The organism is Klebsiella sp. LY (genome assembly GCF_004010915.1).
GTDB classification, from domain to species: Bacteria; Pseudomonadota; Gammaproteobacteria; order Enterobacterales; family Enterobacteriaceae; genus Klebsiella; species Klebsiella quasipneumoniae.
Map to the genome: position 1 here is coordinate 149,750 of NZ_CP022441.1, position 24,657 is coordinate 174,406.

The window sequence follows — 24,657 nt, forward strand, 5'->3', positions numbered from 1 at the left end:
CCTCCTGAGGCAGTTATTGGGCGGCTCGGTAGCCTTCCCTTTCAACATCAATTGTACCTTAAATTAGGTACAATGCAAGCTACTATTTATACTCTAAATTCATCTGGAAGATAAACCATATTTATATGAAACATATGGTTTTTTTGGATATAATATCAGCGAGACCGCAGGTCTTATTCGTCCTTGAATGACGATACTTCAGGGACATTTTATAAATGAGAATGGAGAAAGCCTATGGCCTAATCTGTTGTAAGGAGGTGTTTTATGGATAAATGGATTTTTGAAGAAGATAAAGTGACGCAGGGAATTGTAGCGTTACAAAAGGTAGGGCGTATTCCGACAGTGACAATCAATCCGGCTTCGGCTGTTTTGAAGCGTCACCAGAAGAAGTGTTATGCAAGTGCAGTACAGTTCAGTGCGCCAGTGTTATTTGAAGAGTGTGGACGCTACAACCCACCCGGTGGTTCGATTGCCGTGTGGTACGCTGCAGACTCATCATTAACGGCAGCGGCGGAAGCATACGGACGTTTACTTCATTTGGGTGGTCCTGTTAATTACCCAGAGAAAGTCTTACATCAGCATTATATGTGCTCGATAGATGTCAACAGAACGGTGAAAGCGATCGATATTGTTGGTTTATGCCAGCTGCTTCACATTCCACCTGACAGCGTTGAAAACGAAAACTATACCTTCACACAATGGCTGATGTCGTATTTGCATACGCATTTTGGAAGTGATTTTGATGGGATCTCTTATTCAGGAAGACACTATCGCTGCAAGCGTTGTTATGCTTTCTGGGAAATGCCAGGTAAGCCGCCTGCTTTCACTGATACTCCCGGGGGGATGGTGCCCTATGCATCTTACAGGGAGACAGATACAGGAATTTTCCCTGCAGGTTGGCCTGGTACGTTCATGACCGGCGAAGAGATGTTTGAGGAATTACTAAACTTCAAAATTATGTCCGAACCGAAGTAACTAAAGAGGGGCGCGGTATGCCCCTCTTTTCTTTAACTCAGCTGGCAACATGGCTACCGAATAGTCGTGCGGCTCGAACGGCCAGAGCCAGTTCATCTTCAGCTGCGCCATCAGTCAGGATCTGGATGGGTGTTTTGGTTTGCTCATCGCTGACCGCAATCGGAGCTTTGAAAACCTCCAGCCGCAACACCGGATGGGTATCCTCATCGAATGCGTCCATGATGTCTTTAAATCCCGGTCTCAGACCTTCATCAGTAAACTGGAAGACCGGGAACATAAAGTCACCGTTTTGCTTAAAGGCCAGAAGCTGATTCTTCTTCACCCGGATGTTCACTGCCTGTCGGGTAATCCCCAGTATGTCCGCCACATCATTGACTTTAAAGGTACCGCCTATTTCCTGAAGGCTTCTGTAAAAAGCTTCCAGATTTTCACGACGGCGATGAACCTTACGCATTTCATACTCAGATGCGTGCGTTTTTTGTTGCATTTGCACAGAGTAAAGTAACTGCATCAATGAGCCATCATCCAGTGTGATCGCTTCCATGGCCTGGGATTTGTCCTCAAACTCAGGCATCAGAGACAGTGCGATATTGTTTATTCTTTTCAGTAGATTGCGCTGAAAGTCCGTCAGATTATCATGAGTATCTGGTAGTTTTTCAGCTGTGGTGTTTTTGTACATAAGCCACCTCCATTTGACGATTATTGTATATCCATTATGGGGAATGGTCAAATCAGGTGTTTGCCGACTTCCAACTTTCAGGGAATCTCCGTATGCTCTGCGGGATTAGTACTCACGGGATACGTTATAATGTTTAAAAACCTTGCCGAATATCTACAGTCACAACGAAAGATTGAGGAAGCACAGAAACGTAAACTAAACCTGTTAAAGCTTACCGTCAGAAATGGTGACGAAAGGGAGATAATCGCTGCCCTGATTGATATTGGAGCAACTGGAGTAGACTTTAAACAAACGTCTTTCGACTACATCTATGAGTACTTTTCCTCTGCCCGCATTATCGATGTTCTGGTGATCATGTTACTTCTAAACATGAAACATCCTCTCTCTGAAGGTGCAATAAAAAAAGCTTACGCAAGGCAGTCCGACAGTGAGGAATCGAGATCTGCTTACATAAGCCTCATAGTAGACACTATTGAGAAGCGCTGGTAGAACCCGTAGTGCAGGGTCAACAGGACTCCCCTTTGTTCTCTCTATTCGATTTATTCAATAAAGCCCTCTTTATTGAATAAATCTGTCGGAAGTATTGGCGCGAGTGGAATTTGACTGGGCATAGTAGAGTCCATTTTGCATGACTAATTACATCACATGGTTAACGATTCGAGATAGAAGTATGACCAGGCAATGCCTGTAACTGAACAGTTTATATAACAATGAACAGGAATGATGCCAGAATATTATCTGGTTATACTGGCCTGCGCCACGGGTTATTTTAAGGATATGTTGAGATGCATGGTGACGACTGATATATTGTTCTAAACAATTTATCTGACAACAGAGAGATGACAATGGAAACTTTCGATATTCATGAGGTAGAAGAAAACCGAGCTAAACTAAGAGCTGGCAGAGGAATCGTCAGGATCGAATCCTCGATGACAGATGAACATATCGGTAAGTTGATTAGATTGAAGCTGGAACAGGCTTGCGGGGCGGATATTACTGTAACTTATGATTTAATCACCGATGAAATGCAACGAGCAGCTCAGGATTTTTGATATTATCAGGATGTCTTCATTCGTTAGAAACGTATTCTTACCGAAGGTAGTAATATCCTCCTGAAATTAAACATTAATACTAAAACTGCAAAATACCTCTTATTCTCTCGCAACCTGGAAAGATAAATAAACACCAACGTTCGGAAGGGCGATTGACTATCAATCAAATCATCTGGAGACCGGAGCGACCTGCCGGTTCTCCATGAAGTAGGATAGTTGGGGCTCCAGAGGCTCCGAAGCATCATAGACCTCAAACCAGAACACGACAGGTCTCTCTATGACCGTCACTAGTCCGAATCGTTGGGCGGTGCGGAAGTTGACAGAGTAGGCTTGAGCTCGTTCAGGCTGGTGGGCTATCTGTTTCCTGAATCCCTCGATTGAAAATGTCGCTTTAAACAGGTTGCATGGAGAACATGCTGGGAAAAGATTTTCTAAATCATGCCGCTCGGGATGGAATACTCGTCCATTGTTGCGTGCAACGTGAGTCACCCGACTCCCCTGGGGCGCGCGAACTATATCGAAATCTCTCCGTACTGGCTCTACATGGTCGGCGTGCCAGCCCTTTTCCTTCAGCTCACACCCGCAATAAGCACACCGGGCAGCAAATTTCATTCTGAGTGCTGCTCTTTGAGCTTTGGTGATTTTCGTTTTGGGTTTTTGTGTATTGCTCTGCAGCTCCGCTTTATTTGAAATATTATTGCGAGAGTGCAACTCTATGAGCTCTCCTCCCCTTTTGATAATCTTTTCAGACATAGTCCCCCCAGAAAGTAACTTTCCGAAATTTGATAACTGACACTTAAAGAAACGATGCCAGTCCTTTTTATTTTTAAAAAACCTTTAGGTTAACGACCACCTTTTTCTTAATGAATAAGAACCAGGGGGGTTATTACTCGTAAAAATAGGAAAGAGCCTGTACCTGTTCTTCTCTTTCATGTTTTAAACGTTGCCGTTGTGCTGAAACTTCTTCACAAGTGCTGCCGAGATGTCGGGCATAACTGATGCTAATAGGCATACCAGCGATGGCAGCAGTGATTGGTCCATTAGCACAAGGTGAAGAACTGATGATGTCAATAATCTCCTGTTTGGTCGCAGCTCGGTCTTTATCTTCAATATCGTTAGGTTTGCTGATTTGCCTTAACGCATCCTGCTGCACTTTCCTTTCTGCTTCTGACTGCTCCTCCCTCTTACATTTATCTGCAATTTCATTGGCCTGCCCGATATCAATCGGCCCGTTTTCGAGGGCTTTATTAATGGGGTTATATGCACAAGGCGTATTGTTTATAATTTTCGCCAGACTCTCTTTTGTGGCAATGGAATATGCAAACTGGAAAGTGTTAACATCATACTTCCCGGAAACTATAAAAATACCACAAACAACAATAATTAAAGCTATTACTACCAAGAAGTTCTGTTTAATTTCCATGTTATGCCTGCTTATAAAGCATTTATTGATATGTGAATTTAAAACAAAGAAATGATTGTAAATATTATTGCCACTCATCTTTTTCAACGTACTTTAATGCTTGTTTTTGCTCATTTAATGCTTCTCTTTGCTCATTTATAACTTCGCTTCTTAATATGTTTCTCTGACATTGGATGGCAATAGAATTTGCTCTGACGATACTTATCGGATTTTGCTCTATGGCTCTGGAGATAGGTTCTAAAGCGCATGGGGTAGCTTCAATGATATCAATTAACTCTTGTTTCGTTGCGGGCTCATCTGTTTTTGAAAGTTCTTTTGCAAGAAAGTATGCGACAAGCAAACTTAATATTATAATAAATGATGTGTATATATAATGCGCTGAATGACTGGATGAGTTGCTGATGATTTTCATTCTCATATAACTGCCTCTGTCATAACTATTCTTTGAAAGTTCTAATGTTTTCATACACCATTATTTTGCCATCTGAATATGTTCTCAGCCTGATATTCATTTGCCCATGTTCTGCTTTCACTGCCTCAAGAGGAGAAAGGTTCGCCTGAAAAATCCTATTTCCTTCATCAAAATCCGGAAGGGTATAGAAAACAATCCTGTATAGTACATTTCCATACACCATCTCTGTTTTAACCACTTTAGCGGTAGCCCATGAGGACTTTGATGTTCCCAAATCACAGCCAGACAGACACAGGGAAAGTGATAACGCCATGAATATTAATAATTTATTCACAAACAGCCTCTTGAGTCGTTTAAAATAGGTGATAAGAAAGTTACTTTCATGAAATCAGCTATGAACTGAGTTTTGATGTTAGTCCTGCATGTTTCAGATTTTCATTGCGTTGGTGGTACAATAACCATTCGGTGGTGTAATCGTCGTAACTGTATTTTGGAATGTTTTCAATCACTCCGTTGCAATTAACCTTGTTTGTCGGTTCGTCAAAAAGACCATTGTTAATGTTAGTTTCAAGTAGCTGGCACTCATTAAGCCAGCGCTCTCCCATCTTAATATCATCCAATGATAATGAACTTCGGTTAACGACAATGAACATGACAAAACCAGCCAGGATTAATGTAATTCCTGATATGATAAGCCCGCCATTAGCCGTTGATTTTATTTTTAGCATTGAAGTGATTTTATGGGACAATAAAAAAGCAATGCCCAAAGCGACAAAACCCATAGCAAGGTATAAAAGCCAGCCTACATTTTTACCGTCCATATAGATATTCATAATCGCCCCCGGCGACATCATTTAATAAGAAGAATGTCATATTCTGATTGTCTGGATTGATAGCCCGGTTGAAAAGTTACTTTTCGGTCCAGAGCCACAAGATTTGACCAGATGTGGAACAGCGCTAAAGCTGTCCCTCGGTTCCAGCGATGCAGTAAATGGTAATAAAAAAATTCACTGCACCAGCTGCCTTGCAGAGTAAAAGAAATCGGTAACGCCGAACGCTGTATTGAACAGAATCAGTTTTATGGATGAGAATAATCATACCGCTGATACTTAAAAAGCATAACGTCAGAATGAAGCACAGGGCTCCAAAAAATGGGTAAAGCATAACAGCTTACTCCATATGAAAAGAACAGCCCTGATATTTCATTTTATCAGCTGGAGTCTCTACCCCCCTGAATTTCCTTCCTTTCCTTCCTGGGGAATCATTTTAACCCAACCTTTCCCGGTAACGTGATGGATCAAACCTTTCTTTCGTAGAGCCTGTAGTCGCCTGTCGAGTATACGAGCAGGCTCTTTTTTATTGTCATTAAGAATTTCCACGCAAAGCGTGTATATTTCCGGAAAATATATATCCACGAATGCTTTTGGATGTTTACCCACCTTTTCCAGAATCTTTGAATCAACAGCCTCGTATAGAGCTGGCGTGTTATTCATTCTCCCCCCTGTCGATATCCAGTAATTTAAACGTGACAACCCAAACGAGCGGGTTAGAAGCCCAGCTTCCAGCTTCATAAATCTTATCCCACAGGCTCTGGAAAGAGCTACGGTACAGTTCATTCATTTCGACGTAGTGATCGATATCGTCAGACCAGTACTGAAAGAATGCATCGGGTATACCGTAATTTCGGGCAACGACAACCTGGTCCCACACTTCAGTGAGAACCCCCTCCGCATAGGCATCGGTTTCAGAGATATCGCAGAGTTTCTCAAGGCGCGTATCGCAGACTTCGAGAAGATACCGGCTAGCCCATCGAGGCATACTTACCGGCGTTGCCCACGCAGGCACGCCTTGTGATGTCAGGCGTTTTGTAGGGAACATCCGGCACGGGTAATCGCTGGTCAGTTCCTGGTACTCGTTATCAACGCGGTACCGTACACCGGTCTGAACTCTTAGCGGGGACTCCTGTACTTGCTGCCACTCGGTCCTTGCTGTTTCTCTGATCCAAATCCGGTCGCCGGGCTGACCATAAGGGCATTTTAGGACTGGTATTGCAGGTCCAGAAGTTACTCTGGAGGTGATATTTTCTGAAAAAGCATCACGACCTTTCAGTGCCCGGCGGAACTGGGTTTTTTGGCCGTTCTGTAGGCCACTAATTTCTTCAGGAGAAAAGGTCAGGGGTGTGATTTTGGGGGTAGAACGAAGCATTCAGGCTCCTTTAATCAAAGAGGTCAGGTGGACGTCAGGTACGCGCTCTCCAGACGTTGAAATACACATATCCCATCCCGATGAGCAAAGGCGCGTAAACCATCTGATACTCAATGAAACTGGCCCTGATATACCTGGCATTGATATAGAGCTGGATGAGCGTAAGAATGGTAAAAACAAGATGGTGTGAGATGATGGACAAAACCAGAAACCGTAAATTTTTATATTGTGGCCGCAGGGTAAATAAGCGAACCGCAATACCCATAGTGACGATGACCAGAAAAATGGGCTGCGAATGAGGGAAAAGAACAATCTGACCACAAGCAATGATTGTGAAATAGACGACCGCCAGAATATTAAACTTTTTCGTCAGATGAGTTGAATGCATAGACATCCCGCTAGAATAAACTGGAAGTTAAGCTGAATTTTCAGAAGCTACCGCCATTCCCTTTAACCAGACAGGGCACTGGTTTACTTCTGACCTAATAATACTGGTCATAATCTAACATAGAGAATTTTGATTTTTTCCGGCTAAAAGGTACTTTTCGGCCGTGGAGTATTTTTTTATCGTTCGTCGATAAGCTTTTTTCTGAATGCTTCCTGATACATCATCTCGTCGGTTAGCTGATCGAGGAGTCTGTTGGTAATGAAACTGTCATCATGGCTGTGAATGAGCCTCCCTCTCCTTCTGTGTCGTTTTCTTCTTGCTGCGCGTACTGTTTTCACATTTCCCGCTCTGAATACTGGCGTCATTTGAACTTCTCCGATGGATTAGTTATTTGACGATATCAAAATATATCGCTCCTGGAAGACCCTATTTTTTCTATCGCATTTTTTTTCGTTTAGGCTTTTTTTCGTCCTGTTATTCAGGAATTTCTGATGCCGATTTTGATATAACTGGATTATTGGCGTCAGGCCTGTTCATACGAAAAACGGAACCTTTGATGAGCTCCAAAAATGTGGTCATTAGCGCGAAGCATCCGGTTGCCGGGTACCTGTACCTGGAAATGATCCCGGATAGCGAGGTGGGGTTTTCAGATATCTATCAGATAACAGACAGTCTTTCTCGTGCAGACGTTCTGCCCTGTGACTGGCGAGAGCTTAAACGGCAGTGGGGTAAGGACTTTCTGGGCCATGGCTCATGGGATGTGTACTACATAAAACAGCATGTGAACCGGATTAACTGGTTTGGCAATGACAGCATTAAAAACATTGAGATCAGGCACAGCCTGTCCATAAAAGAGCTTATTGACTGGGTTTCAGATCCCAGCCGTTGGATAGATATAGCCGTCGAGGTGGATGATACCAGTGGCTCCAGACCAATGGCCGTAGCCATGGTGAATCAGGAGCTGGACGTTTAGTCAGGATTTGCCCTTTAAAAAGTCACTTTTACTGGGTGCAGGTAATGTACGTAGGCATAAAAGTTACTTTTGGCCTGCATGTGGTGTAGTCGATTTGGTTGATATTTGGTTCAACCTTTTTTTTCGGGAGAGAGTAATGCGAAGTCCCAAAACCAGAATTGCCCTGATTGATTATGAAAATATCGGAAGCCTTGAGGGAGTTTCCCTTCATGACTTTGACAAAGTGCTTTTCTTCACGGGCGCTAAACAGGAAAACATTAAAATTCCTGTTACGTCCCTGAGCTCTGCAATTTCTTTACGCATTATTCCGGCGACTGAGGTATCCAAAAACAATGTTGATTTCCATCTGGTCCTGGAACTCGGACAACTGACCGCATTGGCCGGGGATACGTCACACTTCTCTGTTATCTCCCGTGACAAGGGCTATGACGGTATTATTGCCCGTCTGAAAGCAACAGGGATCAGCTGTACAAGGATCTCTCCAGCCCTGCCCGTTCCGCAACCGGTTAAAGACAAGGCTTCAACAATGAAAGTGATGAAAGCCAAAGAGCATGACATGGGCTACTGGATTAACAGACTGAAGCTTTCCTGCGCATCCTCCCCTAAATCTCTCCCGGCCACACCAAAGGCCTTACAAAATTACCTTTCAAATTTGACGGGGCAAAAGACCTGTTCATTGCTGAACGAACGGATTAAGCAGGAGCTGATTAGTCTTGGTTTCATCTCGATTTACGAAAACACGCTGGTGTGGAATCGCTCATTACACTCGCCAGTCCAGAAGAGCAGGCGTGCTGTTCTCCAGCAGGTGAAATAAGCCGCTGGCCTGAAGTGCAGAATCATAAACATCCGTTTTTTTTCAACGGAGAAGGAAAGTAACTTTTAGGCATGTATCGCTCCATCAGTGGTTAAGAGCGACCCACAATGCGACCTTTTAACCATGCTTTAGACTGGTACTGATATGAAATTCAAATCCAAGCTTCTGGCGGCATTAATCCTCGGCACCCTTTCATTGCCCGGCCATTCCCGTGTTTATGAGTACACAATCAAAGATATCTACGGTGTGGAGAAATCCGTTAGCGCCGATTCAGCGAAGCTGAACACCACGGAAAAAATCCAGCTTAGCCTGATTTCAGGACTGGACAGAAAAATCCGGGTGACGGTGAAAAAAGGCGACGTGAATGTCTACAGCACGACGACAGAAAGCGTAAAAGTTGCCGACCGCATCAAATCATCATCAGATGAAGAGTTTTACGGGAAAGTGATAACCCTGCCCCCGTTAAGTGATGGGCTGTATACCATCACCTCGGAAATACTGAATACCCAGGATGCCCTTATTGATTCGACAACCCAGTCATTCCTGATTGATACGTCTGGCCCCACTGCCGATAACATGAGTATTGATCAGCGTCCGGGATATGACATGGTCCTTACCGGAAACCTCTGGGAGCTGGGGTTGGGGGCAGAAGCAAAACTCTATGTCACCGTCAAAAATGTGAAAGCGACTGCCGGTTTTGATAAAGCCACTATCCAGATCCTAAATCCTGATAATACCGTCTATTCCAAAATGGACATGGTTTACGACAGCGGTTCTGCATCGCTTTCTGTTCCGTGGACTAAGGGGAGCGCGGTTAAAGCCGACTGGATGCCGGTGTCCAATGCGGATACAGAATATCGCTTTCGTGTCACGCTATACGACAAGGCCGGTACCCGAAAAGTCCTGCCGGATCAGAAGTTCATCTTTGACTCGGATTTAGGCGAATACACGCTAGTCGCGGTGTATGACCCTACAACTGAAACCAGTGTTATACCTGGATTCAGTAAAGGCTATGTTGAATATAAATCGGGGATGACGGTCAATCTGAACCCCATTACATTTGTCTACCGTGTCCCTTCTACGAACCGCAGGGAGTACAGAAAAGGCGGGCTGGCCTTCGGGAACATAATTTCTGAGGCGAACGGCTACAGCTATGTGTCGGTCACGACCCCTTACCAGACGCTCTCTGTTATCCATAACGGTTATCAGTGGGGGGGAGCCAGTGTTACCTACAATATTAAAATGGGTGCAGATGCGCCGGTAAGCCCAACTACTCCTGACGTGTGGATTACCTCGGACAAGAAAAGCGCGGTAAGCTCATATGATTACCTCTGGAAAACATCCGATCTCCCGGTGACATTTCTTACTGCCCGCGTGAAAGCGTCGGCACGAAATTACATCCAAAAGGCTATGTCTAATACCGGCGATTTCTTATGTGACATTCCTGTCGGCGAACTGGAGTGTGAAGGGAAAATTGTAGGGAATATTCAAAAAAGTGGTAACGGCCATATGGGGTTTTTCTTCAAGATGACCAATGCCGATGGCTCCCTTTTCTCACAATATGCTGAAAGGCGGCAATACTGGAATGCTGACCAGTTACCCAGAATTACTGGCTATGATTACCAGGAAGACAAGAAAAAGGTTCTGCTATTTGTGAATCTGCCGGGGAACGGCAGTTTACGGTACAAATTGCAGCTTAAGTCTGCTGTTCTGATTAATGCAGATTCAAATGTGCAGGTGTTAACCGGTACCAATACAGCGATTGCTGGTGATGATTACACCTATACGTTTGATCTGGGAGCTCTCCCGGAAGGCAAATATAACCTTTCTTTCCTTGCCAAAGACACCTTCGATAATGAATCGTCATCCCCGTTCATTACGCTGGTGAACGACATGACTCCCCCGGACGTCATATTTAATTATGAAAATGCCCCGCTCGCTTCCGGTTCTACCGTGTACGGGCTGGAGAACATCGCGATCAGCCTGAATGATGCGCTGACAAAGCCTGTACTGGAACGTCTTGAGCTCAAAGGTGGCCCCGCATCTGATAGTGTGATCCTTGGCTTCAACCAGAATGCCGATGGCTCCTATACGCCAGATTATCCCCGTCTGTTCCCTACCCTTGACGAAAATACCGATAAATACACGCTGACGGCTTATGCAACGGATACCAAAGGGAACGCCACGCAGAAAAGCATTCAGTTCGCCTACTATCCGAAAAATCTCGTGACCCTGGAAAAACTCAAAACGCTGGGTGTGGTGAAGGCGCTGAAAACCAGCGACAACACACCGCTGGCCGTCATGCGTACCGGGCAGCTGAGGCGTAACGATGGCTCCCTGGTTCAGGGCGTACAAACGGCCAACATCACGCTCAGGACTGACGCTGATTATGCGATCAACATACTGGGTACTGTCATTCAGCCAGGCGAAACCAAAGAAATCCAGATAGACCTCGGCGCTGGTGTAAACGCCACGGTCCCAATTTTCCCGGCGACAAACGGCGCTACCGGGCAAAGCGATTTCATCATTGAGTTTCCGCAAATTAAATAGCGGCTCACGATTACCGGTCCCTGCTGGTGGCCGGTAATTTCTGGATAAACACGACACGGCGGATATGACGGCCGGGGAGAGAGAAAAGTAACTTTCTTCACTCTGATTTCAAGCCTGCTGGGAATGATTTGATATGAATACCAAAATAAAACTGCTGACAACGTTAATCCTCGCGACCCTCCCCTTTTCATCGTATTCGCGGGTCTACGAGTACACCATTAAGGATATCTATGGCGCTGAGAAATCAGTCAGTGCGGAAACCGGTATTCTTAACACTAACGAAAAAATTCAGCTAAGCCTGATTTCCGGCCTCGATCGCAAAGTACACGTATCTGTCAGGAAAGACGGTACAGAGGTCTACGGCACGACCACCGATAGCATTAAGGTAAGTGATCGAATTAAGGCCTCAACGGGCGAAGAGTTCTACGGGAAAATCATCACGCTTCCTCCCCTGAGTGATGGTCCCTATCAGGTCATCTCTGAAATACTTAACACACAGGATATTCAGGTCGACTCAACCACTCAGGATTTCACCATCGATAGTGTTGGGCCAACCTCAGACAATCTGAGCATTATTCAGAAACCAGGCTATGAAATGGTCACACAGGGAGACCGCTGGGAGCTCGGCCTCGGTGCTGAACAAAAATTATATGTGAACGTGAATAACGTTAAGGCCGCGACCGGTTTTGATAAAGCAACGCTACAGGTCATCAACCCGGACAACAGCGTCTATTCAATCACGGACATGGATTATGATGGTGGGTCCTCTTCCCTTTCGGCTCCCTGGACATTAGGTGAAAGGAAAAAGGCTTCCTGGATGCCGACATCGGATGCAGACGTTGAATTTCGTTTCAGGGTGACGCTTTATGACAAGGCAGGCTCACGTAAAGTGTTACCTGACCAGAAATTTGTTTTCGACAACCAGCTTGGTGAATTTACCCTATTTGCAATACGCGATCCCGAATCACAGACAAGCGTGGTGCCGGGGATCACCTCGGGATACGTAGCGTATAAAGCAGGTATGACGGTTAATCAAAATCCGATTACCCTCGTCTACCGGCTACCGACGAATAACGTCCGGAAATACAACAAAGCGGGTTTAAGTTTTGGCACCATCATCTCCGAAGCCAACGGCTACGTCTATGTGGCCGCAACAACGCCGTATAACATCAGATACGATATCCATAACGGGTACCAGTGGGGTGGCGCTGCTGCGACTTACAATCTGAAACTCGGGCCGGATACCCCTGAAAGTCCGGAAACGCCTTCCACCGTCTGGCTCACTACGGACAAAAAGGGTGAAATCAATTCCTTTAACTACTTGTGGAAGACAAGCGATCTGCCGGTGAAATTCATTTCAGCGAGAGTTCGTACCTCTGCGAGAAACTATCTCCAGAGAGCGTTTACAGGGAACCTGGAAATTTGTCAGATCCCGCCAGGCGAGACTGAGTGCAGCGGGCCGGTACCATGGACTATTGCCCAAAGTGGTAATGGTAGCGTGACCTATTCTTTTAGAATGTATAACGAGGACAAAACACTAGCCTCAATAAATGCGGAAAGGCGTAACCACTGGAACACCAATCTTCTTCCTAAAATCACCGGCTATGACTATCAGGAAGATAAGAAAAAAGTGCTGTTATTTGTTACGCAGCCCGGTAACGGCAACTTCAGGGACCAGCTCCAGCTCAAGTCTGCTGAACTGATTAATGCCGATACCGGCGTGCAGGTACTTAATGGAACCAAAATTGCGCTTTCGGGTGAAGATTACACCTATACGTTTGATCTGAGTAAGCTGGCGGAAGGACGATACAATTTAGGCTTCCTGGCAAAAGACACTTTCGAAAACGAGGCAACGTCGCCATTCATCACGCTGGTGCATGACATGACGCCTCCGGAAATCAGCTTTAACTACGAGAATGCCCCGCTCCCCTCCGGAACGACCGTCTATGGACTGGAGAATATCGCCGTTAACCTTAACGATGCGTTGACCAAACCAGTTCTTGACCGTCTGGAGCTCAAAGGGGGACCGGCATCTGACAGTGTTGTCCTCGGCTTTAACCAGAATGCTGACGGGAGCTACACACCAGATTACCCACGTCTGTTCCCGACTCTGGATGCGTCGACGGATAAATACACTCTCACGGCCTATGCTACAGATGCTAAAGGGAACACGTCCCAGAAAAGTATTCAGTTTGCCTACTATCCGAAAAATCTCGTGACCCTGGAAAAACTCAAAACGCTGGGTGTGGTGAAGGCGCTGAAAACAAGCGACAACACACCGCTGGCCGTCATGCGAACCGGTCAGCTGCGACGTAATGATGGTTCACTTGCCCAAGGCATCCAGACAGCCAATATCACGGTCCGAAGTGATGCTGAGTACGCCATCAACATTCTCGGTACGGTGATCCAACCTGGGGAAACAAAAGAAATTCAGCTCGACCTCGGAACCGGCGCAAATTCCACTGTACCGATTTTTCCGGCTGCTAACGGCTCTACAGGCCAAAGTAACTTCATCATCGAGTTCCCGCAACTTAACTAACTATCGACGGCCACCGCCTCTGTTACGTGGGGCTGGTGGCTTTTCTTGCCTCATGGCTCTGTTAAATGCATGCAATCAGAAAAAGAAAATCATTATCGCCATGGCATAACCTTCAATATTCTTCTGGAATAATTTGATATGAAATTGAAAATAAAATTACTGACTACGCTAATACTGACCGCCCTTTCTCTCCCCTCATATGCTCGTGTCTATGAGTATGCGATCACGGATATCTACGGAACGGATAAATCAGTCAGCGCGGATTCTGGTGTTCTGAATACGAACGAAAAAATTCAGGTAAAGCTGATATCAGGTCTCGATCGCAAAATTCAGGTAACGGTAAAGAAAGACAATGTTGGTGTATATAGCTTTACTACAGATAGCGTGACGGTCAATGACCGTATAAAGGCCTCTACAGGTGAAGAGTTTTACGGAAAAACGGTGACACTGCCGCCTTTGAGTGACGGGAGTTATGTCATAACCTCGGATATCCTGAATACACAAAACGCGGTTATCGACAGCACGACTCACAATTTTATTATTGATACTGCTGGCCCCTCATCCGATAACCTGAGCGTGGACCAAAAACCCGGATACGACATGGTGTTAACTGGTGATCGCTGGGAACTGGGCCAGGGGGCTGAAGCAAAACTCTACCTGAATGTGAATAATGTCAAAGCTGCAACCGGTTTTGATAAAGCGACTATCCAGGTGATCAAGCCTGACGATACGGTGTATTCCATCACTGATATGGTTTACGACAGTGGTTCAGCATCGCTATCTGTGCCGTGGACAAAAGGTAATTTTAGTCGTTCCGCCTGGATGCCTGTATCAAACGCTGATGTCGAATACCGCTTTCGTGTAACGCTCTATGATAAAGCGGGAAACCGTAAAGCATTGCCAGACCAGAGGTTTGTATTTGACTCGGATCTTGGTGAATACACACTGTTTGCCGTATATGACCCCACGTCTAAAACGAGCGTGGTTCCAGGCTTTAGTGAAGGTTACATAGCTTATAAGCCGGGAATGACTGTAAACCAGAACCCTTTGACACTCGTGTATCGGGTGCCATCGAATAACCGCAGGGAATACAATAAAGCTGGTTTGAAGTTTGGAACGATAATTTCCGAGGCTAATGGGTACAGCTATGTATCAGCGAAGACCGCCTATAAAGTCACTTACACTATCCATAATGGCTATCAATGGGGCGGCGGTTCACTCTCCTATGATATCAATTTGGGGAGTGAGGCTCCGGTCAGTCCGGCAGCACCTGAGGCCTGGTTAACATCAGACAAAAAAGGCGAAACGAATGCAGGCAGCTACCTTTGGAATACCAAAGATCTGCCCGTTAAATTCAGCTCTGTAAGGATAACGGCATCACCACGGAATTACGTTCAGCGTGCGATGAGTGGTAATACTGAGATTTGTCAGGTACCAGCTGGCGAAACTGAGTGTATCGGTGCGGTATCCTGGTCCATCCCAAAAACGGGGAACGGTATTACGACCTACTCCTTCAGATTGACTGATTTCGATAAAACGTTTTCATCAGTATCTATTGAAAAAAGGCACCACTGGAATACTGACCTGCTACCCAGAATTACTGGATACAGTTACCAGGAAGAAAACAAAAAGGTTCTTTTATTTGTAACGCAACCTGGACGCGGTAAATTCCGCGATCTGCTGCAACTAAAATCGGCTACCCTGATAGATTCTGATACTGGTGGACAGTTGTTATCTGGTGCCCAGACCGCCCTTTCTGGCGAGGATTACACATACAGTTTTGACCTGAGCAAACTGGCCGAAGGGAAATATAACCTGAGCTTTCTGGCAAAGGACACCTTTAGCAATGAAACATCGTCACCATTCATAAACCTGATTAACGACAAGACGCCTCCTGTGGTGAATTTCAACTATGAAAATGCGTCTCTGTCCTCTGGAGCCACCGTTTACGGGCTTGAGAACATCAGCATAACGTTAAATGATGCGTTAACCGCCCCCAGCCTTGTCCGGCTTGTGCTCAAAGGGGGACCGGCGTCTGACAGCGTTGTCTTAGGTTTTAACCAGAACTCGGACGGTAGTTATACCCCAGACTACCCTCGCCTCTTCCCCAGCCTGGATTCAGATACGGACAAATATACACTGACCGCTTTTGCTACCGATGCCAAAGGCAACACGACACAAAAAAGCATTCAGTTTGCCTTGCCTATTACCCTAAAAATCTCGTGACCCTTGAGAAGCTGAAAACTTTAGGCGTGGTGAAAGCGCTCAAAACCAGCGATAACACACCGCTGGCCGTCATGCGTACGGGCCAGCTGCGTCGTAACGATGGCTCACTGGCGCAGGGCGTACAAACAGCAAATATCACGGTCAGGAAGGATGCCGATTATGCGATTAACATTCTGGGGAACGTGATCCAGCCTGGGGAGACGAAAGAAATTCAGATAGACCTTGGGAACGGGGAAAACTCAACCGTCCCAATTTTTACAGCGGAAAACGGCTCTACCGGCGAAAGCAACTTCATTATCGAATTTCCGCAAATTCAGTAATTAAGTTATCACTAAGTAAGCCCTGATTAGGTTAACACCTGATTAGGGCCTTAGCCCTGGAGTCACCATCGTTTTCCTACCACCGACCTACCCCACCAAAGAAAGTAACTTTCTAGATTCGTTAATCGTCACTTCAGGACGATAGATACCAGCTTTGCTGGGAGGTTTCCAGAAATGATCAACGTCGTTTTCGACATGATCAGATCCGTTTTTGCTGTTTATTACTCCCCTCCCCCAGTTTAAAGGGGGTGGAGGCTTTTTTTGGACGGAAAACGGCCCTGATTATTCGTGAGTAGGCCGGGCGCAGCCCTAACCAGCAAGGCTTAAACCACGCATGGCAGATTCATACATACGAATGAGCTTTATACACAAAGCTTTAATCTGATTGTATGTATTGTCATTAGCTGGAACAGAATTGAGTACATAATCAAGTAAAACGCATTCTTTCTCATAGATGACGACATAGAACGTATCGGAGTAACTTCCTCGTTCCAGGCTGAACTTATACGTCATTTCTTTAACTTGAAAATCAAACTTCCTTCCTGTCATCTTCAAAACGGACTTTGTATTTTGGTCAATGTAATCATTTTCATGATGAAAAAAACCATCCAGCGAAACTATGTTTTTGTAACTGTCATATCCGTAGTTGTTGAAGGTACGAAAGTAAGCTGGAGACATTCTAAAATTCGTTTTTTTACCGTCCCAACTGATCCAGCGGCTATATATATTTTTATTGGTTAATAATCCCTTTATGGCGTTGATTAATCCAGTATCCATCCCATGTTTTGATTTAATCATCGAACGTAGATGACTTTTAAGTATTGCAAGGTTAATTTCGGCAATGAAGGCTTTTGAATCGGTCACGTCATACACCTTGTTTTCAATGACTTCATTGTGGTCAACGAAAACTAACCCCATGCATTTCCCTTTTGAACTTGTCCATTTGAAATCAACTCGCTGGGAACCTATGAGGTCATCATGTGAAATCATGACGTTATGAGGTGCGAAAATTTTACTCGGTGCTTGAATCTGGCCTTTATTAAACATTGGGCTCACATGAATGAAGCCGTCAGTGGCTAGGATACTATGTGCGATATCTTTAATAGCTTCATTAAGATAGCTTTCTTCACATATCTCTATAGTTTTATCATCAGCCACGCTGTGTTTAAAAAAATGCTGTTGTTTGAAGTCTCCAATTTCAACTTCTTTTTGATAATCAATGCGACGTCCGCATTGAGTGCAATAGTAATCAATGTCAGATGTTAGCCGGGCATGATAGGTGTCATATAACATGCCATTTTTGTCTTTAGCAAACAGCAAATATAATTCTCCCATATCCTACCTGTTCAGTTGATTTACGAATAAAAAATTACTCAATCCAGATCTGCCACCTTTCCCAATCTTATCAGCATGAATAAATTTTTTTCTCTACTAACAACCTAATTTATATGGGCGTAAATCAAAAACCATTCATCAGGTGTCACAGACCGGTCATAGCGTTACTGCGAACAAGGGGGTTGTTTTGCCCTGCCGGGTTGTCATGAAGCCGATGGGCGTCAAGGGGCCGGACTGCGAACAAGGGGGTTGTTTTGTCCTGCCGGGTTGTCATGAAACCGCTGGGCGTCAAGGGGCTGGTCTGCGAACAAGGGGGTTGTTTTACCCTGCCGGGGTATCAGGACGCCGATGGACGCCAAGTGGCCGGACTGCGAACAAGGGGGTTGTTTTACCCTGCCGGGGTATCAGGACGCCGATGGACGCCAAGTGGCCGGACTGCGAACAAGGGGGTTGTTTTACCCTTCCGGGGTATCATGACGCCGATGGACGCCAAGTGGCCGGACTGCGAACAAGGGGGTTGTTTTACCCTGCCGGGGTATCAGGACGCCGATGGACGCCAAGTGGCCGGACTGCGAACAAGGGGGTTGTTTTGCCCTGTTGGGTTGTCATGAAGCCGATGGGCGTCAAGGGGCCGGACTGCGAACAAGGGGGTTGTTTTGCCCTGCCGGGTTGTCATGAAACCGCTGGGCGTCAAGGGGCCGGACTGCGAACAAGGGGGTTGTTTTATCATGTCGGGTTATCATGAAGCCGTTGTATCTCAAGGAGCCGGACTGCGAACAAGGGGGTTGTTTTACCCTGCCGGGTTGTCATGAAGCTGATGGGCGTCAAGGGGCCGGACTGCGAACAAGGGGGTTGTTTTGCCCTGTTGGGTTGTCATGAAGCCGATGGGCGTCAAGGGGCCGGACTGCGAACAAGGGGGTTGTTTTGCCCTGCCGGGTTGTCATGAAACCGCTGGGCGTCAAGGGGCTGGACTGCGAACAAGGGGGTTGTTTTGCCCTGCCGGGCTTCCATGAAGCCGCTGGGCGTCAAGGGGCCGGACTGCGAACAAGGGGGTTGTTTTGTCATGTCGGGTTAACATGAAGCCGTTGGATCTCAAGGAGCCGGACTGCGAACAAGGGGGTTGCTTTGCTTTTAATGGATTATAAAGTCATGACCCCTAAGGGCCATGACCATACCATTTTATGATTATTTTGATTTGCCAATACTAACTTTAATTAAACGTTCTATTTCATTAATGGTTGACTGGCTTATACGCTTGAACTCAAAACTTACTTTTTGACCGTCTTGGCTCTTCCTGACACGTGCGTAAGTATCCTTATCTTCGAAATCTATAATATCTGACACAGTCCATTTAGGCGGTTTATTTGCATCATTACAGAGAATGGTAAGTACTGAATGCAAACCATCTAAAATGGATTTCTGGACTTCCTCAATATCATTAACGTTAATGATCTTATTGTCTTCTGTCCCGACTTCAGATGTTAGCTCTGACAAAGGGATTTTATGGGCAATAGCAACTTTTTCAATTTTAGCCAATTTACCATAGTAAGTATTAGGTATCCCTTCACTATCAGGGAAAATTCTAATTAGTTCTTCGTTAACTTTAGCCGCCTGGATTCTCTTTCTTACCGACTCAACGCTAATGTTAAAATAAGAAGCAAGTTCCTCATTGGTTTTGAACTCTTCATTTTTCATGATTTGAAGGTACTTAATACCCACTTCACGATATGAGAACCTTTTCGCTGTTTGTGCAGCATTTACAATACAATCGACATCTTCACGACTTACCTCTTCATCAAATGCCCATAACGGCAGGTCTGCCAAACATTTGATGCAGCAATAACGACGCCGACTACCCTCAATCAGGTAATATTTACCGTCGCGGTATACAGCAATAGCTTCAGTAGTAACCCCATTTTCTTTTATAAGGGGGAGTATTTCCCTTGTTGAAAGGTCGTCAATTGCCTCTTGATTTCGAGGGTTTAGCTCATGAACTAGCGTCTTCTCTGCCACTTCTGAACCAGGAACGACTACGTAGCGAGCTTCTACTTTACGACCATTTGACAGAGTAAATAGGCGTTTTTGTACAGAAGGAGCTTTTAGAGGCGGAAGCCCGCTTTTTTGATCAACAAATGTACGCTTTGCGTTTCCGGTCAAGTACTTGTCTTTGCTCGTACCGCGTTCAACATCACTCATTATTCACTGTCCTCCCTAACTGAAAAGCTTTTAATCTCATTGATAAGTTGTTGATATACAGACTGAACAGACATTTCCGCAATATCATACTGCTTTGAAGAACAGAGCTCTTCTGATTTTTTAATATCGAGTACAGTGCGACCTTTTTCAGCTGCTGCAACGAAAGCTTCTGAATGTTTAATATTTGTTGTCATGAAACGGTCACGTACAGTTCTTACAAGTTTATTTAAAGTACGAATCTCATGCTGGCTTCTGTCATCTACATTCACAGCCAATACATTTAGCCATTTAATGTTTTCGCCTTTGGAGGGCAATTGTGCCAGACGGTCTGAAATAGTAATCATATAGTTTGTGGTAGAAGCAAAATCATATTCACGGGGTGTAATCGGAACAAGAATTGCGTCAGCCGCCTCATTTGTTGACCAAATGATTGGAGAATCTTGCGGTGGTGTATCAATAAAAATGAGATCGTACTTTTCTTTCAATACAGGGATAACTACATCGCGAAACCGAGTTAGTAGCTTGAGTCTTGCTTCCTTATCCAGACTCCAGTATTTGTCAGTAAATCTGTCATCAGTCGGGAAAGCTGTTATTACATCCATGTTAGGTAAATGTGTAGAAAAGGCCATCGCCCCAATTATTTGTTCTTCCGTGTAACCTTGATTTATATACTGAGTGAAATCATTATCTTCAATTTCACTAAGCAAAACGTCGGTAATAGTCAGATAAACACTATCATCGCTAGTGGTATGAATAAGGTTATTACCCAATGAACCTTGCGGGTCCAGGTCAATTACAAGGATTCTTGCATTTAGATTAAGATCCAAAGCAGCTGCGGTAGCGAGTGTTACTGTTGTTGTACTTTTACCGGTTCCACCTTTGTGGTTCTCAATCACGATGACTCGCGGTAAATACATTTCGCGATATTGAATTGTGCCCATTGCATCAATTATTTTTTGCACATCCCACCGGGTATACAGGTGACTCTTGTTCTGGAAAATGGGTTCCCCAATTACCTGTTTCTCATGTAGTTCGGAAAGAATTCTACTAAATGTATTTCTTGATTTACCAAAGAAATCAGAGAGAGTTTTTTTATTTAAACAGTGGTTATAGATAAGACGGTCTAATCCATCGACCTGTTCATCAGAAACATCTACCCGGCTTGACTCAAGGATAATTTCCTTAAGGCTTGCTTGTTCATTTTTCATTTTCAGGCCGATCGTACGAATATCATCTAGTATGCTCATGGTATCTCCTTAGGTTAGTTTTCACATTATTAATGAGGCTTGAGCGCATTACAAGTTAAAAGTGCATTGTAATGCACATTTAACGCATTTAGCGCTCAAAATAACTTTTCGCGCACAATTCAATTTGTTCGTCTTGTGTACAACCTAAATTCAAAATATTGATATAAAAGGAAAATAATCAATAACTGTAAAAATATTCCGATTTGGTAAATTCTACAGCTTTCATGCTAGGTCTTATACCTAACATTTAAAATTACGCATCTTTTTTTCATGTCCAATGATCACGATTTCTCCCCCTCCCTCCCCTACCCTCCCAAACCCTCATCGTCCATTCCTGATATTGACTGTGTACAAGACACAGGGTGGCGACCTACTGGGCATCAGAAAGCCGCAGAGTTTCCCCGGAGCAGGACTGCGAACAAGGGGGTTGTTTTGCTCTGCCGGGGTATCAGAAAGCCGCTGGGCCACCCGGAGCATGACTGCGAACAAGGGGGTTGTTTTACCCTGCCGGGGTATCAGAAAGCCGCTGGGCCACCCGGAGCATGACTGCGAACAAGGGGGTTGTTTTACCCTGCCGGGGTATCAGAAAGCCGCTGGTCCACCCGAAGCCGGGCTGCGAACAAGGGGGTTGTTTTGTCATGCCGGGGTATCAGGAATCCGCTGGGCCACTCGTAGCAGCACTGCGAACAAGGGGGTTGTTTTGTCTTGTCAGGGTATCAGAAAGCCGCTGGGCCACCCGAAGCCGGACTGCGAACAAGGGGGTTGTTTCACCCTGTCGGGTTGTCATGAAGCCGCTGGGCTACCCGGAGCAGAACTGCGAACAAGGGGGTTGTTTTGTCTTGTCTGGCTGTCATGAAGCCGCTCGGCCACCCGGAGCAGATCTGCGAACAAGGGGGTTGTTTTACTCTGTCGGGATATCAGAAATCCGCCTGGCCTCCCGGAGCCGGACTGCGAACAAGGGGGTTGTTTTGTCATGCCAGTCTGTCAGGAATACGCTGTGCCACCCGGAGCAGGACTGCGAACAAGGGGGTTGTTTTGCTCTGCCGGGGTATCAGAAAGCCGCTGGGCCACCCGGAGCATGACTGCGAACAGGGGGGTTGTTTTGTCCTGCCGGGGTATCAGAAAGCCGCTGGGCCACCCGAAGCAGCAATGCGAACAAGGGGGTTGTTTTACTCTGTCGGGATATCAGAAATCCGCCTGGCCTCCCGGAGCCGGACTGCGAACAAGGGGGTTGTTTTATCCTGCCGGGGTATCAGAAAGCCGCTGGGCCACGCGGAGCAGGACTGCGAACAAGGGGGTTGTTTTACCCTGTGGGGTTGTCATGAAGCCGCAGGGCCACCCGGAGCAGAACTGCGAACAAGGGGGTTGTTTTGTCCTGCCGGGGTATCAGAAAGCAGCTGGGCCACCCGAAGCAGCATTGCGAACAAGGGGGTTGTTTTGTCCTGCCGGGGTATCAGAAAGCCGCTGGGCCACCCGGAGCCGGACTGCGAACAAGGGGGTTGTTTTGTCACACCGGGCGATCACAAAGCTACAGGGCTACTTGAAGCAAAGAAGTTAACAAAGATGTCGGGTTGACCTACTGGGCATCAGAAAGCCGCAGGGCCACCCGGAGCAGAACTGCGAACAAGGGGGTTGTTTTGTCCTGCCGGGGTATCAGAAAGCAGCTGGGCCACCCGAAGCAGCATTGCGAACAAGGGGGTTGTTTTGTCCTGCCGGGGTATCAGAAAGCCGCTGGGCCACCCGGAGCCGGACTGCGAACAAGGGGGTTGTTTTAATGTGACTGGCTATCAGGAAGCTGCTGGGGCTCCCGGAGCAGGACTGCGAACAAGGGGGTTGTTTTGTCACACCGGGCGATCACAAAGCTACAGGGCTACTTGAAGCAAAGCAGTTAACAAAGATGTCGGGTTGACCTACTGGGCATCAGAAAGCCGCAGGGCCTCCCGAAGCAGAACTGCGAACAAGGGGGGTGTTTTGTCCTGCCGGGGTATCAGAAAGCCGCTGGGCCACCCGAAGCAGCATTGCGAACAAGGGGGTTGTTTTGTCCTGCCGGGGTATCAGAAAGCCGCTGGGCCACCCGGAGCCGGACTGCGAACAAGGGGGTTGTTTTAATGTGACTGGCTATCAGGAAGCTGCTGGGGCTCCCGGAGCAGGACTGCGAACAAGGGGGTTGTTTTGTCACACCGGGCGATCACAAAGCTACAGGGCTACTTGAAGCAAAGCAGTTAACAAAGATGTCGGGTTGACCTACTGGGCATCAGAAAGCCGCAGGGCCTCCCGAAGCAGAACTGCGAACAAGGGGGTTGTTTTGTCCTGCCGGGGTATCAGAAAGCCGCTGGGCCACCCGAAGCAGCATTGCGAACAAGGGGGTTGTTTTGTCCTGCCGGGGTATCAGAAAGCCGCTGGGCCACCCGGAGCCGGACTGCGAACAAGGGGGTTGTTTTAATGTGACTGGCTATCAGGAAGCTGCTGGGGCTCCCGGAGCAGGACTGCGAACAAGGGGGTTGTTTTGTCACACCGGGCGATCACAAAGCTACAGGGCTACTTGAAGCAAAGCAGTTAACAAAGATGTCGGGTTGACCTACTGGGCATCAGAAAGCCGCAGGGCCTCCCGGAGCAGGACTGCGAACAAGGGGGTTGTTTTGTCCTGCCGGGGGATCAGAAAGCCGCAGGGCCCCCCGGAGCAGAACTGCGAACAAGGGGGTTGTTTTGTCCAGCCGGGGTATCAGAAAGCCGCTGGGCCACCCGGAGCCGGACTGCGAACAAGGGGGTTGTTTTAATGTGACTGGCTATCAGGAAGCTGCTGGGGCTCCCGGAGCATGACTGCGAACAAGGGGGTTGTTTTGTCACACCGGGCGATCACAAAGCTACAGGGCTACTTGAAGCAAAGCAGTTAACAAAGATGTCGGGTTGACCTACTGGGCATCAGAAAGCCGCAGGGCCTCCCGAAGCAGAACTGCGAACAAGGGGGTTGTTTTGTCCTGCCGGGGTATCAGAAAGCCGCTGGGCCTCCCGAAGCAGAACTGCGAACAAGGGGGTTGTTTTGTCCTGCCGGGGCATCAGAAAGCCGCAGGGTCTCCCGAAGCAGAACTGCGAACAAGGGGGTTGTTTTGTCCTGCCGGGGTATCAGAAAGCCGCTGGGCCACCCGGAGCAGAACTGCGAACAAGGGGGTTGTTTTGTCCTGCCGGGGTATCAGAAAGCCGCCCGGCCTCCCGAAGCAGGACTGCGAACAGGGGGAGGGCCTGAGCGGTTATCATAAAGCGATTAAAGGGTAGGGATTGAAATAAAACTGTTAATAAAAATAAAAAAAACCAGTCACATGAAC

Annotated in this window: 19 protein-coding genes and 1 pseudogene; 8 read left to right on the forward strand and 12 right to left on the reverse strand. The window is 46.4% G+C overall.

Annotated features, from left to right (window positions below; genetic code table 11):
- Positions 1-264 precede the first annotated feature (264 nt).
- Positions 265-975 carry an RES family NAD+ phosphorylase gene (locus CE636_RS00960; protein WP_017901037.1) on the forward strand — a complete coding sequence of 237 codons (711 nt, stop codon included), beginning with the start codon at positions 265-267 and terminating at the stop codon, positions 973-975.
- A 37-nt stretch (positions 976-1,012) separates the two neighbouring features.
- On the opposite strand, the gene CE636_RS00965 is transcribed toward CE636_RS00960, so the two are convergent.
- The gene (locus tag CE636_RS00965) at positions 1,013-1,654 is read right to left on the reverse strand and encodes a hypothetical protein (RefSeq protein WP_014839959.1); all 642 of its coding nucleotides are present in this window, start codon (positions 1,652-1,654) and stop codon (positions 1,013-1,015) included.
- 129 nt (positions 1,655-1,783) lie between these two features.
- Here CE636_RS00965 and CE636_RS00970 point away from each other — a divergent pair, with 129 nt between their 5' ends.
- Together CE636_RS00970 and CE636_RS00975 are read left to right on the forward strand one after the other, a co-directional pair.
- Positions 1,784-2,143, forward strand: coding sequence for a hypothetical protein (locus tag CE636_RS00970; RefSeq protein ID WP_017901038.1), 360 nt, complete (start codon positions 1,784-1,786; stop codon positions 2,141-2,143).
- A gap of 356 nt (positions 2,144-2,499) precedes the next feature.
- Positions 2,500-2,706, forward strand: a complete 207-nt coding sequence (locus CE636_RS00975) for a hypothetical protein (protein ID WP_017901039.1) — start codon at positions 2,500-2,502, stop codon at positions 2,704-2,706.
- Positions 2,707-2,874: 168 nt separating this feature from the next.
- On the opposite strand, the gene CE636_RS00980 is transcribed toward CE636_RS00975, so the two are convergent.
- The 8 genes from CE636_RS00980 to CE636_RS01015 all read right to left on the reverse strand — a co-directional run bounded on the left by CE636_RS00980 (position 2,875) and on the right by CE636_RS01015 (position 7,134).
- On the reverse strand, positions 2,875-3,459 hold the full coding sequence (locus CE636_RS00980) for an HNH endonuclease (RefSeq protein ID WP_017901040.1): 585 nt from the start codon (positions 3,457-3,459) through the stop codon (positions 2,875-2,877).
- A gap of 133 nt (positions 3,460-3,592) precedes the next feature.
- Positions 3,593-4,129, reverse strand: coding sequence for a hypothetical protein (locus tag CE636_RS00985; protein ID WP_017901041.1), 537 nt, complete (start codon positions 4,127-4,129; stop codon positions 3,593-3,595).
- A 64-nt stretch (positions 4,130-4,193) separates the two neighbouring features.
- Positions 4,194-4,595, reverse strand: coding sequence for a hypothetical protein (locus CE636_RS00990; RefSeq protein WP_024266211.1), 402 nt, complete (start codon positions 4,593-4,595; stop codon positions 4,194-4,196).
- Positions 4,567-4,875 (reverse strand): hypothetical protein, encoded by a 309-nt coding sequence (locus CE636_RS00995; RefSeq protein WP_062878101.1) that lies wholly within the window; start codon positions 4,873-4,875, stop codon positions 4,567-4,569. Before CE636_RS00995 ends, CE636_RS00990 begins: the two co-directional genes overlap by 29 nt.
- A gap of 58 nt (positions 4,876-4,933) precedes the next feature.
- Positions 4,934-5,374 carry a hypothetical protein gene (locus CE636_RS01000; protein WP_017901043.1) on the reverse strand — a complete coding sequence of 147 codons (441 nt, stop codon included), beginning with the start codon at positions 5,372-5,374 and terminating at the stop codon, positions 4,934-4,936.
- 390 nt (positions 5,375-5,764) lie between these two features.
- Positions 5,765-6,034, reverse strand: a complete 270-nt coding sequence (locus tag CE636_RS01005; protein ID WP_017901044.1) for a hypothetical protein — start codon at positions 6,032-6,034, stop codon at positions 5,765-5,767.
- Positions 6,027-6,746, reverse strand: a complete 720-nt coding sequence (locus CE636_RS01010) for a hypothetical protein (protein ID WP_017901045.1) — start codon at positions 6,744-6,746, stop codon at positions 6,027-6,029. Before CE636_RS01010 ends, CE636_RS01005 begins: the two co-directional genes overlap by 8 nt.
- Before the next feature lie 34 nt (positions 6,747-6,780).
- Positions 6,781-7,134, reverse strand: coding sequence for a hypothetical protein (locus CE636_RS01015; protein WP_017901046.1), 354 nt, complete (start codon positions 7,132-7,134; stop codon positions 6,781-6,783).
- Positions 7,135-7,525: 391 nt separating this feature from the next.
- Between CE636_RS01015 and CE636_RS01020 the strand changes: the two genes are divergently transcribed.
- The 5 genes and pseudogenes from CE636_RS01020 to CE636_RS01040 all read left to right on the forward strand — a co-directional run bounded on the left by CE636_RS01020 (position 7,526) and on the right by CE636_RS01040 (position 16,556).
- Positions 7,526-8,107, forward strand: coding sequence for a hypothetical protein (locus tag CE636_RS01020; RefSeq protein ID WP_024266206.1), 582 nt, complete (start codon positions 7,526-7,528; stop codon positions 8,105-8,107).
- Between the two features lie 136 nt (positions 8,108-8,243).
- Positions 8,244-8,921, forward strand: a complete 678-nt coding sequence (locus tag CE636_RS01025) for a PIN domain-containing protein (protein ID WP_009652509.1) — start codon at positions 8,244-8,246, stop codon at positions 8,919-8,921.
- A gap of 144 nt (positions 8,922-9,065) precedes the next feature.
- Entirely contained in the window at positions 9,066-11,471 is a 2,406-nt protein-coding gene (locus CE636_RS01030) for an Ig-like domain-containing protein (RefSeq protein WP_017901048.1), read from the forward strand.
- Between the two features lie 133 nt (positions 11,472-11,604).
- Positions 11,605-14,010 (forward strand): Ig-like domain-containing protein, encoded by a 2,406-nt coding sequence (locus tag CE636_RS01035; RefSeq protein ID WP_017901049.1) that lies wholly within the window; start codon positions 11,605-11,607, stop codon positions 14,008-14,010.
- A gap of 138 nt (positions 14,011-14,148) precedes the next feature.
- Positions 14,149-16,556: pseudogene (locus CE636_RS01040) on the forward strand (Ig-like domain-containing protein).
- A 309-nt stretch (positions 16,557-16,865) separates the two neighbouring features.
- Here CE636_RS01040 and CE636_RS01045 read toward each other — a convergent pair.
- From CE636_RS01045 to CE636_RS01055, 3 genes are all read right to left on the reverse strand, one after another.
- The gene (locus CE636_RS01045) at positions 16,866-17,891 is read right to left on the reverse strand and encodes a hypothetical protein (RefSeq protein ID WP_017901050.1); all 1,026 of its coding nucleotides are present in this window, start codon (positions 17,889-17,891) and stop codon (positions 16,866-16,868) included.
- Between the two features lie 1,185 nt (positions 17,892-19,076).
- Entirely contained in the window at positions 19,077-20,087 is a 1,011-nt protein-coding gene (locus tag CE636_RS01050) for a ParB family protein (RefSeq protein WP_017900718.1), read from the reverse strand.
- Positions 20,087-21,334: a ParA family protein gene (locus CE636_RS01055; RefSeq protein ID WP_014839956.1), complete on the reverse strand. Its 1,248-nt coding sequence runs from the start codon at positions 21,332-21,334 to the stop codon at positions 20,087-20,089. The genes CE636_RS01050 and CE636_RS01055 overlap by 1 nt, the downstream gene beginning before the upstream one ends.
- Positions 21,335-24,657 lie beyond the last annotated feature (3,323 nt).

Excerpts from the sequence above, each read along its gene's own strand:
- CE636_RS00960 (WP_017901037.1), top strand. The coding sequence starts at position 265 with ATGGATAAATGGATTTTTGAAGAAGATAAAGTGACGCAGGGAATTGTA.
- CE636_RS00965 (WP_014839959.1), bottom strand. The coding sequence starts at position 1,654 with ATGTACAAAAACACCACAGCTGAAAAACTACCAGATACTCATGATAAT.
- CE636_RS00970 (WP_017901038.1), top strand. The coding sequence starts at position 1,784 with ATGTTTAAAAACCTTGCCGAATATCTACAGTCACAACGAAAGATTGAG.
- CE636_RS00975 (WP_017901039.1), top strand. The coding sequence starts at position 2,500 with ATGGAAACTTTCGATATTCATGAGGTAGAAGAAAACCGAGCTAAACTA.
- CE636_RS00980 (WP_017901040.1), bottom strand. The coding sequence starts at position 3,459 with ATGTCTGAAAAGATTATCAAAAGGGGAGGAGAGCTCATAGAGTTGCAC.
- CE636_RS00985 (WP_017901041.1), bottom strand. The coding sequence starts at position 4,129 with ATGGAAATTAAACAGAACTTCTTGGTAGTAATAGCTTTAATTATTGTT.
- CE636_RS00990 (WP_024266211.1), bottom strand. The coding sequence starts at position 4,595 with ATGAAAACATTAGAACTTTCAAAGAATAGTTATGACAGAGGCAGTTAT.
- CE636_RS01000 (WP_017901043.1), bottom strand. The coding sequence starts at position 5,374 with ATGAATATCTATATGGACGGTAAAAATGTAGGCTGGCTTTTATACCTT.
- CE636_RS01005 (WP_017901044.1), bottom strand. The coding sequence starts at position 6,034 with ATGAATAACACGCCAGCTCTATACGAGGCTGTTGATTCAAAGATTCTG.
- CE636_RS01010 (WP_017901045.1), bottom strand. The coding sequence starts at position 6,746 with ATGCTTCGTTCTACCCCCAAAATCACACCCCTGACCTTTTCTCCTGAA.
- CE636_RS01015 (WP_017901046.1), bottom strand. The coding sequence starts at position 7,134 with ATGCATTCAACTCATCTGACGAAAAAGTTTAATATTCTGGCGGTCGTC.
- CE636_RS01025 (WP_009652509.1), top strand. The coding sequence starts at position 8,244 with ATGCGAAGTCCCAAAACCAGAATTGCCCTGATTGATTATGAAAATATC.
- CE636_RS01030 (WP_017901048.1), top strand. The coding sequence starts at position 9,066 with ATGAAATTCAAATCCAAGCTTCTGGCGGCATTAATCCTCGGCACCCTT.
- CE636_RS01035 (WP_017901049.1), top strand. The coding sequence starts at position 11,605 with ATGAATACCAAAATAAAACTGCTGACAACGTTAATCCTCGCGACCCTC.
- CE636_RS01045 (WP_017901050.1), bottom strand. The coding sequence starts at position 17,891 with ATGGGAGAATTATATTTGCTGTTTGCTAAAGACAAAAATGGCATGTTA.
- CE636_RS01050 (WP_017900718.1), bottom strand. The coding sequence starts at position 20,087 with ATGAGTGATGTTGAACGCGGTACGAGCAAAGACAAGTACTTGACCGGA.
- CE636_RS01055 (WP_014839956.1), bottom strand. The coding sequence starts at position 21,334 with ATGAGCATACTAGATGATATTCGTACGATCGGCCTGAAAATGAAAAAT.